Below are 13330 nucleotides of genomic sequence, written 5' to 3' on the forward strand. Positions count from 1 at the left end.
TCGCTGTACCTTCGTCCTCACGTCGACGAGGAGAGTGAACGTGAGCAAGTACGTGCGGCCGGCGGCCGAGGGCGCCGACCCCTTCGGCACCGCCCGTCTGCGCCGCGGTGTCCTCGACGCCTGGGCCACCAGTCCCGCCCGGTTCCGTGAGGACGCCAACGCCGAGGAGGACCTGGTCCTCGGCGGCTACCGGGACCGGCTCGTGGTGGAGCTGGCCCAGAACGCCGCCGACGCCGCAGCCCGGGCGAGGACACCGGGCCGGCTGCGTCTCACCCTCCGCGACGGCGTCCTGGTCGCGGCGAACACCGGCGCCCCCCTGGACGCGACCGGTGTCGAGTCGCTGTCCACCCTGCGGGCCTCGGCCAAACGGGACGCCCAGGACACCCACGGCGCCGTGGGCCGGTTCGGTGTCGGTTTCGCCGCCGTACTCTCCGTCACCGACGAGCCCGCGATCGTCGGCCGGCACGGGGGTGTCCGCTGGGCCCTGGCCGAGGCGCGCGAGCTGGCCGCCGACACGGCCCGGCACAGCCCCGGCCTCGGTGACGAGATCCGCCGCCGTGACGGACACGTCCCGCTGCTCCGCCTCCCGTTCGCCGCCGAGGGATCCGCCCCGGAGCCGTACGACACCGCCGTCATCCTGCCCCTGCGGGACACCGCCGCCGCCGACCTCGCCGAGCGCCTCCTGGGCGCCGTCGACGACGCCCTGCTCCTCGCTCTGCCCGGCCTGGAGGAAGTGGTGGTGGAGGTCGACGGCGGCGCCCCGCGCACCCTCCGCCGCCGCACCGAGGGCGACGTCACCGTCGTAGAGGATTCACGGGACGGGACCACGCACTGGCGTACCGTCTCCGCGCACGGGCCGCTCACCCCTGACCTGCTCGCCGACCGCCCGGTGGAGGAGCGCCTGCGCCCGCACTGGTCGGTGACCTGGGCCGTACCGGCGGACGCCGACGGCCGCCCGGTCCGGCCGCGCACCAGCCCGGTCGTGCACGCCCCCACGCCCAGCGACGAGCCCCTCGGTGTCCCCGCCCTGCTCATCGCCTCCTTCCCGCTGGACACCACCCGCCGGCACGCGGCCCCCGGTCCGCTGACCGACTTCCTGGTGCAGCGGGCGGCGGACGCCTACGCCGAACTGCTCGCCGAATGGCGGCCCGTGACGGAGGGCGTGATCGACCTCGTACCCGGGCCGCTGGGCAAGGGCGAGCTGGACGGCGCGCTGCGGCAGGCCGTCCTGGAGCGGCTGCCGCGTACCGCGTTCCTGCCACCGGCCGTCGACTCCAAGACCGACGACGAGCTTCCGCACGCGCTGCGGCCGCGGGACGCCGAGGTGGTGGAGGGCGCCGGGGCGGACACCGTTCGGGTTCTCGCCGAGGTGCTGCCCACGCTGCTCCCGGCGGGGCTGGAGCGCCGCGTGGAGCTGCGCACCCTCGGGGTCGCCCGGCTCCCGCTCGCCGACGCCGTCGACCGGCTCGCCGGTCTGGAGAAGGACCCCGAGTGGTGGTGGCGGCTCTACGACAGCCTCGCCGGGGTCGACCCCGACCGGCTCTCGGGACTTCCGGTGCCCCTCGCGGACGGTCGTACGACCATCGGGCCCCGGCAGGTCCTGCTGCCCACGGCGGACGCCGCGCCCATCGATCCGGACATCCTGGGCCGACTGGGGCTCAAGGTCGCCCACGAGGACGCCGCGCACCCGTTGCTGGAGAAGCTGGGCGCGCTGCCCGCGTCCCCGCGCGCGGTGCTGACCACCCCGCAGGTGCGGGCCGCGGTGGCGAACTCCCTGGACGACGAGGGCGGGGCGCTGTGGGAGGAGGACGCTCCCGACGCCGAGGAGCTGGCCGACACCGTCCTCGCCCTGGTGCGCGACGCGGGTCTGGAGCCCGGTGACGAGCCCTGGCTGGGTGCCCTCGCGCTGCCCGACGAGGACGGCGAACTCGCCCCGGCGGGCGAGCTGGTCTTCCCCGGCAGCCCCTTCGCCCGGGTGATCCGCGAGGACGAACTGGCCGCCGTGGACGCCGAGTTGGCTGCGAAGTGGGGCGAGCAGCCGCTCACCGCCTGTGGTGTCCTCGCGGACTTCGCGCTGGTGCGGGCCACGGACGTGGTCCTCGACCCGGACGAACTGGAGCCCCGGGAGGGCGACTTCGCCGAGCCGGACGACGCGGGTCTGCTGGACGCCGTGGACGTGTGGTGCGAGGACATCCTCGACCGCTTCCCGGACAGCCCGGTGCCTCCGGTCGCCACCGAACTCGTCGCCGTACGGGACCTCGACCTGGTGGACGACGACCACTGGCCCGAGGCCCTGTCCCTGCTCGCCCGCCCGCCGCTGCGTGACGCGCTCACCCAGCCGGTGCGGATCCTGCTGCCCGACGGCACCCACGAGGTCGTACGCCCGTACACGGCGTGGTGGCTGCGCGGGCACCCGGTGCTCGACGGCCGCCGTCCGGCCGGTCTGCTCGCGGCCGGCGGGGACCCGCTGCTGCGCGGCCTGTACGACGAGGCCGACGCGACCGGCTTCGACGACGAGCAGGTGCTGCGCGCGCTGGGCGTGCGGACCTCGGTGGCCGCCCTGCTGGACGAACCCGGCGGCGCCGCCGAGCTGCTGGAGCGCCTCGCCGAGCCGGAGCGGCCGGTCACCGCAGCCCAACTGCACGGCTTGTACGGTGCGTTGGCCGAGCTGGAGCCGGAGCAGGTGACCCTGCCGGACGACCTGCGGGCCGTGACCGACGGGCGGGTGACGGTGGTGGACGCGGCCGACGCGGTCGTGGTCGACTCGCCCGATCTGCTGCCCTTCACCTCCGGTGTCCCGCTGCTGCCGGTCCGCCCGTCCCGGGCCGCCGAGCTGGCCGAGCTGTTCCAGGTGCGGCGGCTGAGCGAGTCCGTCACCGGCGAGGTGACCTCCGAGGGCGCCGAGCACGACGTGCCGGACCCGGTGCGGGTGCTGCTCGGTCCGCGGACCCCCGACACCTACGTCGAGCACGAGGAACTGGTCGTCGACGGCGTGGAGATCGACTGGCGGCTGACCGGCGACGGCGTCCTGCACGCGGCCACCCTGGAGGGCGTCGCCGCGGGCCTGGCCTGGGCGGCGGGCCAGTGGCCGCGCCGCTTCGAGGTGGCGGCCCTGCTGGAGGACCCGTCGCGGACGGAGGAGCTGGCGCGGGACCGGTGGTTCGACTGACCTCGGCCCCGACAACGGCATTCAGACGACCGGCAAGCTCACCCGCACCGCCTCGGTGACGATCGACCCGAAGGTCGACTTCCCCTTCGCGGGCAGTAAGCACCGAGTTCCGGCTCCGGACACCTGCCGTTTCCGGAGCCGGAACGTTTCCTCTCACTTGAGCCATGAGCTGGCAATACGCGGCCAAAATCTGGCCGGGAGCAGCTCTTGACGTACAACCAGCCACTCCCCTCACGGATCTGATCGCGTGAGTCAACCGACTCCACGATCACTTCTCCCTCCAGGGGAACGCACATGCGCATACGTGCCACCGTGGCCGCCGTCTCCGGCGCCCTGGCCCTCTCCGCCTTCGCCGTCCCCGCCGCGCACGCGGCCACCGCGGCCCCGAACGTGACCTTCTCGAACATGAAGGTCAACAGCGGCAAGGCGATCACCATCGGCGCGACCTCCACGGTCGAGGTGAAGGCGACCTACACCCTGACGCACCCCTCCACCGTCTCCGTCAGCAACATCGAGACCGGCCCGGTCCTCTACCGCGGCACCTCGGCCAAGGACGCCGACACCCAGGTCATCAGCGACGAGCCGGGCACCTGCACCAAGGTCTCCTCGACCACCCTGAACTGCTCGGCCACGATCACCCTCCCCGCCGCCGAGCTGTACAACTCGGACGCCGGCACCTGGAAGGAGGGCGGGCTCGCCGTCGACAAGACGACCCACGCCATGAAGTGGCAGAGCGACCTGGGCACCATCCCGGTCCGCCGCGCCGCCAAGCTCACCGCCGACGCCACCCCCGAGCCGGTCAAGAAGGGCGCGACCCTCACGGTCACCGGCAAGCTGACCCGCGCCAACTGGGAGTCCGGCAAGTACGTCGCCTTCGGCGGCCAGTCGGTGAAGCTCCAGTTCAAGAAGGCGGGCACCACCACCTACACCACCGTCAAGACCATCACGTCGTCCTCCACGGGCGCCCTGAAGACCACCGTCACGGCCGGCTCCGACGGCTCCTACCGCTACAGCTTCGCGGGTACGACGACCACGTCCGGCGTCAGCGCCGCGTGGGACTACGTCGACGTGCAGTAACCCTCCGCCGTACACATGAGACCGGGGGCCGCCTTGGCAGGCGGCCCCCGGTCACGTGGTGGTCGTGCGGCTCCTACGACGCCATGGTCCGGGCGAGAGCCGCCTTCGCCTCATCGAGGGCCGCCGCGTCCTGGGGTCGTACGGCGATCCGTCCGCCCGTCCGGTCCAGCAGGACGAGCGAGGTGACGAGCAGGCCGTGCCCCAGTCCCCGCAGGACCTCGTTGGGACTTGAGGTGTACAGCTCGTACAGGCGCTGCACGAAGACCTGGAACACCTCGCCGTCCACCGCGCAGCTCCCCTGCGGCGTGGGGGTCAGCCCCGGCGCCACGTCGAGGAACTCGGCCGCTCCCCGGGCGAGCGCGAAGTACAGCTGCCCGCTGTGGTAGCCCGCGTCCCAGAGTGTCTCGTCGCCGCGTTCGAAGGGGTAACTCAATCTGCGATCTCCAGCCTGAGGTCGAGGTCCGGGTACTTCTCCCTGAGCTGCTTGAACCGCTCCTGCAGAGCCGTCCGGAACCGTGGGTCCATCCCCGACCTGGTGAAGCGGAACCCGATGGGCGCGCCCTCGTAGCCGGGGAGCAGCTCGCGGCACCTGAGATAGGCGGCGAGCTTCTTGTTGACCTTGTCGTCGAGCCACTTGTCGTCAGCGTAGATCGCCGTCTTCAGCTCCCACATCACACCGTTCTCGAAGAGGTCGATGTCGGTGATCCGGTTCCCGGAGACGGGGTCGTAGACGTCGTGGTCCTTCAGGCCTTCGAGGCACTTGGCGGGATTGCTCCCGGCGGCAGAGGCCCGTGCCGACGTCCGCAGCGAAGCGGGGCGGGCGAAGGAGGCCTTGGAGACCAGCTTGCAGCCCTTCTTCAGCAGCTTCAGTTCCTCGTAGATCCGGTCCAGGACCTTGAACTTGCTCCTGAGCAGGGCGTCCACCGCGAGGTTGCCGCAGGCGCCGAGGTCCTTCTGCTCCATGCAGGCCTCGTACTGGCCGAGGCCCAGCAGCTCCTTCTCCACGTTCCACAGCGCCTCCGCGGCCTCACCGAACTCCTTGCCGTGGGCGAGGATGTCGCAGTAGACCTCCTGGTGCTGGCACCAGCGGGCGAAGCCCTGCGGGTCGCAGGGGATGAGCCCCTGCTGGCAGCGGTACAGCTCACGGGCGCGCGCCCCGTTGTCGTTCTTGGCCTTCTCCTTGGCCTCCACGGCGGCCTTGCGCCGGGCCTCCGCCTCCTCCTGGTACTTCTTCACCGAGACCTTGAACGCGTCGGTCGCCGCCTTCATCGCGGCGTCGGCGTCCTTGCCCGCCGCGACCGCGGACTTCCACGCCTGGTCGGCGTAGTACGAGGCGTTCGACGCGGCCGCCTGGGCGGACTCAGAGGAGAGCGTGGCGTCCGCCGCCGACCTGGCCGCGTCGGCCGCGTCGGCGTCGGCGCGCTTGGCCGCGTCGCGGGCCGTCTTGGCGGAGGCGGCGGCCTGTGCTGCGGACGTCTCGGCGTCCTTGGCGTACTGGTCGGCCTTCTTGGCGTAGTTCTCCGCGTCCCTCTGCGCGGTATTCGCCTCCTTCGCCCACTCGGTGGCCTTGTCGGACGCCTTGCGGGCGGTCGCGGCCACCTTCTGGGCCGTGGCGGCGTTCTGCCGTGCGGTGGCGGCCACCTTCGACGCGTCCGCGATCAGCTTCTGCACCTGGGCCACGTGGGTGGCGGCCAGGTAGTCCTTGCGCAGCGCCTTGTACTGGCCGGAGACGATGAAGGCGTGCAGGGCCTGCGGCGAGCCCTCCAGGGCGATCCGCGCGGCGGACTTCAGCTCGGGGGTGCCGCTGTCGATCAGCTGCGCCGCCCGCACCCGCTCGTCCTGCGTCCGCGCGGTGTGCTGCGTGGTGATCAGGAACTCGCTGAACTTCTTCGGGTCCCCGGTGCCGAGGGCCTTGCGGCCCGCGTCGCTGAGCACGGGACCGGCCCCGTCCAGCACCTGGGCGATGGCGACGCGCATGCTCTCGGCGCCCACCTGGTACTGGCCGTTGTCCACGAACGCGCTGATGGCGGCGGCGTCGCCGTCCAGAGCGGTCTCGGCCGCGTCCCGTACGGTCTTGTCCTCGCTCTCCTCCGCGAGGCGCTCCACGTACGACCGCTGGTCCTGCTGCTCGGCGGTCTTCCAGCCGTTGCGCAGGTAGTCGACGACGACCTCGTCGGTCCCGCCGAGCGCGGCTTCGGCCGCGCCGCGGCCCCAGGCCGTACCGCCCTTCATCACGCGTACGGCGAGAACGCGGCCCTGCTTGGCGACGGCGGCGCGGTCCGCGTCGGGCTTGGCGGCCTCGGCCACCAGCCGGTCCCGCTCGGTCTGCCGGTCCTTCGCGGCCTTCTCCAGCGCGGCCTGCGCGGCGACCCGGGCGTCGTCCTGCTCCTTGTCGTCCCGGGCGCGTTCGATGCCGGCGTTGGTGCGGCCCTGCAGTTCCTCGGCCTCGACCTGACGGGCGAGGGTGTAGATCTCCTGGGCCTTGGTCACGGCGGCGGTGGCTGCGTTGGCGGCCTCGGTCGCGGCGTTGGCGTGTTCCGTGGACCGGGTCGCGGCCTTCGCGGACTCACCGGCGTGCTCGGCCGCTTCCCGGGCCGCCTTGCCGGCGTTCCGTGCGTGGGTGGCCGCGGACGTCGCGGCGTCCCGGGCCTCGCGGGCGGCCTTGCCCGCCTTGCGCGCCAGCGACTCGGCCGCGTCGGCGGCACGGTTGGCCTCGGCGGCGTGGCGCCGCGCGGCGGCCGCGGCGGCGCGCGCCTCGGCGGCTTCGGCGCTCGACTGGCCCGCGTAGGTGCCGGCGTCGGCGGCCGCGTCGGCGGCGGCCTTGGCGTTGGCGCCCGCGCTGGCCGCCGAGTGGGCGGCGTCACCGGCCGCGTCGGCGGCCTTGGCCGCCTGGTCGGCGGCTTCGGCTGCCTTCTCGGCTCCCTGGGCGGCCTTGTCGGCGTCCTCGGCCGCCTTGCGCGCGGCGTCCGCCTTCTTGGCGTCGACCGCGGCGTCGGCGGCGGAGTTGCGGGCGCGGGAGGCGGCCTGTGAGGCGCCGGCCGCCGCGGCGGCCGCCTGCGCGGCCGCGTTCGCGGCGACGCGGGCCGAGGTGTTCGCGGCGTTGGCCGCCTCGATCGCCCGCTGCGCGGAGGCCGCGGCCTGGGACGCCGCCGTGGCGGCCCGCTTGGCGGCGCGCGCGGCGCGGTCCGTGTCGTCCTTGGCGGCCTTCGCCTCCGCCTGGGCCTCCAGGGCGGCGTCCTTGGCCAGCTCGGCGGCCTTGACCGCCTTGGCGGACTCGGTCTTGGCGGCCGCGGTCTCCTTAGCGGCCTGCCGGCCGGCTTCCTTCGCCTGCTCGGCGAGTTCGGCGACCGAGGCGTGCTCCTCGTCCTTGGCCCGGGCGACGAACTGGCCGACCTCCAGGAACTCGCGGATGTCCGCCGCACTGCCGCTCAGCGCGATGCGCCCGGCGGCCTTCACGTTGGTGCCGCCCACGCTGATGATCTGGACGAGCTGGACCCGCTCGTCCTCGTCCTGCTGGGTGAACTGGCCCTCGTTGAGGAACTTCCGGACGTCGTCGGCGCTGCCGGCGAGAGCGGCCCGTCCGGCGCTCTGCACGTTGGGCCCCGAGGTGTCGATGATCTGGGCGACCCGGACCCGGTTGTCCTGCTCCATGGGGTCTTCCCAGCCGTCGTCCAGGAAGTCGGCCAGCTGGTCAGGGGTTCCGGCGAGCGCCTGGCGGGCCGCGGTCAGCAGCTCCGGGCCTCCGACGGAGGCGAGTTGGGCGGCGCTGACCCGTTCGTCCTGGAAGGAGAGGTCGGCCACGGCGGCCAGGAAGGCCTGGACGTCGGCGTCGCTGCCGGTGAGTGCCGCCTCGGCCGCCGCCCTGACGCCGGGGCCGCCGTCGTTCCAGTAGTCGACGACCCGGCCGCGCTGTTCGGCCGTGGTCTGCGCCGACTGTACGGCGGCCTGGACGCTCCTCGCGGCCGGTGCGGCACTCGCGCCGGGTGCCGTGCCCAGCAGGCCGGCGGTCAGGGCCAGGGGGAGCAGGGTGAATGCCGTTCGGCGTATCAGACGCGCCGCTTTTCCGGCGCTATCGAGCTGGTCAGTTCTTCGATTCACTGAACACCTGTCTCGGTCATCGGCGACGCCCCCGAATGTGTGTCGCCGAATATGGGAGAAGGCAGCGTAGCGCCCCTCATCTTTGCAAATCGAATCGGATTCTGCCGCCGAATCGGTGCGACGGGGCACCCCGAGGCGGCATGCCCTCTTTGTCGCTCTATGGCGTCAAATCGGCCCGGACTCAAGGGTGTTCGTTGGGGGAAGCGTGAAGATGGCGCGTTGACGTATGGCCGGTCTTTGACTAGCCTATGGCCTGTCTTTGCCACTGCCTGACCAGCAGTGTCTCTTGTCGGGGCCCTCTTCTGCCCCTTTTCCTTTTAATTGCGGGGGTTATTTTGCGACGTCTCCAGCGGTGCCTGCCCGCCTGCAATTGAGGTCATCTCTAATTTCGAGCAAATCTTTCTGAAGGGATCCTTCAGTGCCTTTCCATGCCCGAAAAATCGTGGTGTCCATATGCGTGGCCGGGATCGCCACACTCGCGGGCGTATCCGTGGCCTCGGCGGACGACCCGCCGCCCGCCCCGTCCCCGTCGACACCGCCCGTCGCGGTCGAGGACTACGGCTATCCCGGCGCCGACCACATCCTGGCCGAGCAGGGGATCAAGCTGAAGAAGGGCGACGGCCGCATCCTGCTGGCCGACTGCGACCAGACGGCCCAGCAGATCCGCGTGCTCACGGTCAAGGACGACTCCGTCGGCCGCCAGGGCACCTACTGCTTCAAGGCGATGGGCAAGACCGGCCGCCTCACCCTCGAACTCCCGCGTGTCTTCGCGGTGGAGGCCCCCGATCACCCGGTGAGCGCGGACCTCACCGCCGACGGCAGGACCACGACGGTCAACGTCCCCCAGGGCGGCTTCGAGTCCGTCGGTGAGGGCACCGTCGGCGGTGCCAGGTCGGTGCTGGTCGAACTCCGCGTGACCGGCTGATCGGCCGATCTCCCCGTCCGTGCGTGACACCCCGCACGGACCCAACTGGCCTCTGCACCCGCAGAGCACGTCTTGTGATGCGAGGAAACGTGACACACCCCCGTTCGCGCGGGAAGCGCACGGCGTGGACCGCCGGGGTCCTGGCGGCCGGTCTCGCGGCCGGACTCCTGGGCGCATCGCCGGCCCAGTCCGTCGTCGGCGACCAGGTCGCGGATGACGCCGACCAGTTCACCGTGAAGCTGCACATCGACTTCGGCAAGGACAACGAACGCGGCTGCTCCGGCACCCTGGTCGACCCCCAGTGGGTGCTCACCTCCGCCAGCTGCTTCGCGGCCGACCCCCAGCACGCGACGAAGATCCCGGCGGGGAAGCCGCCGTACCCGACGGTGGTGACCGCCGACGGCAACCGGCCCGCCACGGCGCCGGAGAAGCAGAAGGTGCTGCAGCTGGTGCCGCACCCGGACCGTGACCTGGTCATGGCGCGCATCGACGACCCGAGCATCGAGGACCCGCTGGACGGTCCGTTCCCCGACATCGCCGCGGCCAAGCTCGACGCGGCGGCACCGGCCCAGGGCGACCAGCTCAGGGCCGTCGGGTACGGCCGCACCAAGACCGAGTGGACCCCCGGAAAGGCCCACGCCGGTGCCTTCGGCGTGGACTCCGTCGGCGCCACGACGCTGGCGATCTCGCCCACCTCCGGCGGCGCCCTGTGCCCCGGAGACGCCGGCGGCCCGGTGCTCGACGCCCGCGGCAACCTGACCGCCGTGGTCACCGCCTCCTGGAGCGGCGGCTGCCTCAACTCCCAGGAGACCCGGACCGGGGCCGTCGCCACGCGCGTGGACGACATCGCGGACTGGGTCCAGCGGGTGCGGATGACCAACCGCCAGAAGTACATCAAGGACCCCATGACGACCGGCGACTTCAACGGCGACGGCCGCACGGACGTCGTGGCGGTCATGGCGAACGACTCGATCCAGGTCTTCTACAGCCGCCCCGACGGCACGCTGGAGTTCGGCAGCTACCTGTCCGCGCTCGGGCGCCCCGGGACGTCGCAGGTCTTCGCGGGCGACTTCGACACGAAGGCGGGGCTCGAGGTGATCACCGTCCAGGACAACGGCGACGTGATCCTGGGGCAGCGACGCCTGCCGGGGCTGCCCATGTGGACCCGGAAGAAGCTCTGGACCGACGCCACCTGGAAGGAACTCGGCGCGGCCGCCGTCCTCCACGGCTCGACCCCGGGACACGACACCCTGCTGGTCCAGTGGACCGACGGCTCCCTGTACAGCTTCAAGCGGGACGCCGACGGCAACCTGGTCAACCAGAAGAAGTCGATGTGGCCGGACAAGACCTGGAAGAAGGAGCACATCGCCACGGGTGACTTCAACGGGGACGGCCGGGAGGACATCGCCGCGGCCGCCTCCGGCGGGTCCCTGGCCCTCTACCCGGGCAAGGCCGACGGCACCTTCGACAAGGCCCGCTCGATGTGGTCCGGCGACGACTGGACGAGCTACCGGCCCCTGCTGAGCGGCGACTTCAACGGCGACGGCAAGGCCGACATCGCCTCCATGGAGGTCAACGGCCAGCTGAGCTGGTTCGCCGGCAACGGCAAGGGCGGACTGGCACCGGGCAAGACCATGTGGCCCACCGTCTGACGCTCACACCGCGAAGCGGCGGTCGACCCACTTCCACAGGAACTCCAGGGCGGCCGCCGCCACCACCGCCACCCCGACCGCCGTCCACGGCATCGCCACGCCCACCAGCTTCAGCGCGAAGAAGCTCTGCAGGGCCGGGACGACGAGCACGAAGAGGAAGGCGACGCCCATCGACGCCACCAGGGCGACGCGCCACCAGGTGTAGGGGCGGGCGATGATCGCCAGGACCCACATGGAGATCAGGAACAGGGTCAGGGTCGCCGCGCTGGTCTCCGCGTCCAGAGCGCCGGGCCCGGTGTAGTGGTGCCGGGCGATCAGGTACGTCACGAAGGTCGCCACTCCGGCCACCACCCCGCCGGGAACGGAGTACCGCATGACCGTGCGGACGAAGTGGGGCCGGGCCCGTTCCTTGTTGGGCGCCAGGGCCAGGAAGAAGGCCGGTACGCCGATGGTGAGCGTGGAGAGCAGGGTCAGGTGGCGCGGCAGGAAGGGGTACTCGACCTGCCAGCACACCACCAGCACCGCGAGCAGCACCGAGTAGACCGTCTTGACCAGGAACAGGGTCGCCACCCGCGTGATGTTGCCGATGACCCGGCGGCCCTCGGCCACCACCGAGGGCAGCGTGGCGAAGCTGTTGTTCAGCAGGACGATCTGCGCGACCGCCCGGGTCGCCTCCGAGCCCGAGCCCATCGAGACACCGATGTCGGCGTCCTTGAGGGCGAGGACGTCGTTCACGCCGTCGCCGGTCATCGCGACCGTGTGCCCGTGCGACTGGAGCGCGCCGACCATGTCCCGCTTCTGCTGCGGGGTGACCCGGCCGAACACGGTCCCCTCGTCCAGCGCCTCGGCCATGCCCCGCGGGTCGGCCGGCAGCCGGCGCGCGTCCACCGTCGTACCGGACAGGCCCAGCTTGGCGGCGACCGCGCCGACGGAGACCGCGTTGTCACCGGAGATGACCTTGGCGCGGACGTTCTGGTCCGCGAAGTAGCGCAGGGTGTCGGCGGCGTCGGGCCGCAGCCGCTGCTCCAGCACCACGAGGGCGGTGGGGCGGGCGCCCCGGGCCGGCTCGGGGTCGTCCAGGTCGCGGGTGGCGCGGGCGAGCAGCAGGACCCGCAGACCCTGTTCGTTGAGGCGCTCGGTTTCGGCCAGGGCCGGGTCGCCCTGGGCGAGCAGGACGTCGGGGGCGCCCAGCAGCCAGGTGCTGGCCTCGCCGTCGCCCTCGCTGAAGGCGGCGCCGCTGTACTTGCGGGCCGAGGAGAAGGGGAGCGACTCGACGCAGCGCCACTCCTCGCTGTCCGGGTAGGCGTCGATGATCGCCTGGAGGGAGGCGTTGGGGCGCGGGTCGGACTCGCCGAGGGCGCCGAGGACCCTGCGCACGTACGTCTCGTCGTAACCGTCGAGGGTCCGCAGCTCGGTGACGTCCATGCCGCCCTCGGTCAGCGTGCCGGTCTTGTCCAGGCAGACGGTGTCGACGCGGGCGAGGCCCTCGATGGCGGGCAGCTCCTGCACGAGGCACTGTTTCCGGCCGAGCCGGATGACCCCGATGGCGAAGGCGACGGAGGTGAGGAGCACCAGCCCCTCCGGGACCATCGGGACGATGCCGCCGACCGTGCGGGCGATCGCGTCCTTCAGGTCGTTGTTCTTCACGACCAGCTGGGTGACGACGAGTCCGATCGCGGCCGGGACCATCATCCACGTCACGTACTTGAGGATCGTGGAGATGCCGGAGCGCAGCTCGGAGTGGACGAGGGTGAAGCGGGAGGCATCCTCGGCGAGCTGGGCCGCGTACGCCTCACGGCCCACCTTGGTCGCCTGGAAGGCGCCGCCGCCCGCGACCACGAAGCTGCCGGACATCACCTGGTCGCCGGGGCGTTTGACGACCGGATCGGCCTCACCGGTGAGCAGCGACTCGTCGATCTCCAGCCCGTCGGCCTCCCGGCACACCCCGTCCACGACGATCTTGTCCCCGGGGCCCGTCTCTATGAGGTCGTCCAGGACGATCTCGTTCGTGGCCACCTCGACGGCGGTTCCGTCGCGGCGGACGGTGGGCCGGGCCTCGCCGATCACGGCGAGCGAGTCCAGGGTCTGTTTGGCGCGCCACTCCTGGACTATGCCGATGCCGGTGTTGGCGAGGATCACGAAGCCGAACAGGCTGTCCTGGATCGGCGCGACGAACAGCATGACCAGCCACAGCACGCCGATGATCGCGTTGAAGCGGGTGAAGACGTTCGCACGGACGATCTCGCCCAGGGAGCGGCTGCTGCGCACCGGCACGTCGTTGACCTGCCCGCGCGCGAGGCGCTCCGTCACTTCGGCGGCGGTCAGCCCCGCCGGCCTGGTCGCCGGTAGGGCCACGGGATGGACGGGGTCGAGTTCCGCGCCCGCGTCTATGTGGGTCATGCATTCGAC

7 protein-coding genes are annotated in these 13330 nt (G+C 72.1%); 4 read left to right on the forward strand and 3 right to left on the reverse strand.

The window, feature by feature from the left end; genetic code table 11:
* Positions 1-40 precede the first annotated feature (40 nt).
* Complete coding sequence (locus BEK98_RS15915) at positions 41-3169, forward strand: sacsin N-terminal ATP-binding-like domain-containing protein (protein ID WP_094217171.1); 3129 nt, start codon at positions 41-43, stop codon at positions 3167-3169.
* A 294-nt stretch (positions 3170-3463) separates the two neighbouring features.
* Positions 3464-4246: a hypothetical protein gene (locus BEK98_RS15920; protein WP_094217172.1), complete on the forward strand. Its 783-nt coding sequence runs from the start codon at positions 3464-3466 to the stop codon at positions 4244-4246.
* Between the two features lie 73 nt (positions 4247-4319).
* On the opposite strand, the gene BEK98_RS15925 is transcribed toward BEK98_RS15920, so the two are convergent.
* Both BEK98_RS15925 and BEK98_RS15930 read right to left on the reverse strand, forming a co-directional pair.
* Positions 4320-4679 (reverse strand): DUF6086 family protein, encoded by a 360-nt coding sequence (locus BEK98_RS15925; protein WP_094217173.1) that lies wholly within the window; start codon positions 4677-4679, stop codon positions 4320-4322.
* Complete coding sequence (locus tag BEK98_RS15930) at positions 4676-8344, reverse strand: ALF repeat-containing protein (protein ID WP_167444177.1); 3669 nt, start codon at positions 8342-8344, stop codon at positions 4676-4678. The genes BEK98_RS15925 and BEK98_RS15930 overlap by 4 nt, the downstream gene beginning before the upstream one ends.
* A 457-nt stretch (positions 8345-8801) precedes the next feature.
* Between BEK98_RS15930 and BEK98_RS49980 the strand changes: the two genes are divergently transcribed.
* Together BEK98_RS49980 and BEK98_RS15940 are read left to right on the forward strand one after the other, a co-directional pair.
* Positions 8802-9269, forward strand: coding sequence for a hypothetical protein (locus BEK98_RS49980; protein ID WP_244201869.1), 468 nt, complete (start codon positions 8802-8804; stop codon positions 9267-9269).
* 89 nt (positions 9270-9358) lie between these two features.
* Positions 9359-10921 (forward strand): FG-GAP-like repeat-containing protein, encoded by a 1563-nt coding sequence (locus BEK98_RS15940; RefSeq protein WP_167444178.1) that lies wholly within the window; start codon positions 9359-9361, stop codon positions 10919-10921.
* 3 nt (positions 10922-10924) lie between these two features.
* Here BEK98_RS15940 and BEK98_RS15945 read toward each other — a convergent pair whose 3' ends face one another.
* A complete protein-coding gene (locus BEK98_RS15945; protein WP_094217176.1) occupies positions 10925-13321 on the reverse strand; it encodes an HAD-IC family P-type ATPase in 2397 nt (798 codons plus the stop codon).
* Positions 13322-13330 lie beyond the last annotated feature (9 nt).

The organism is Streptomyces diastatochromogenes (assembly GCF_002242805.1).
Lineage (GTDB): Bacteria > Actinomycetota > Actinomycetes > Streptomycetales > Streptomycetaceae > Streptomyces > Streptomyces diastatochromogenes.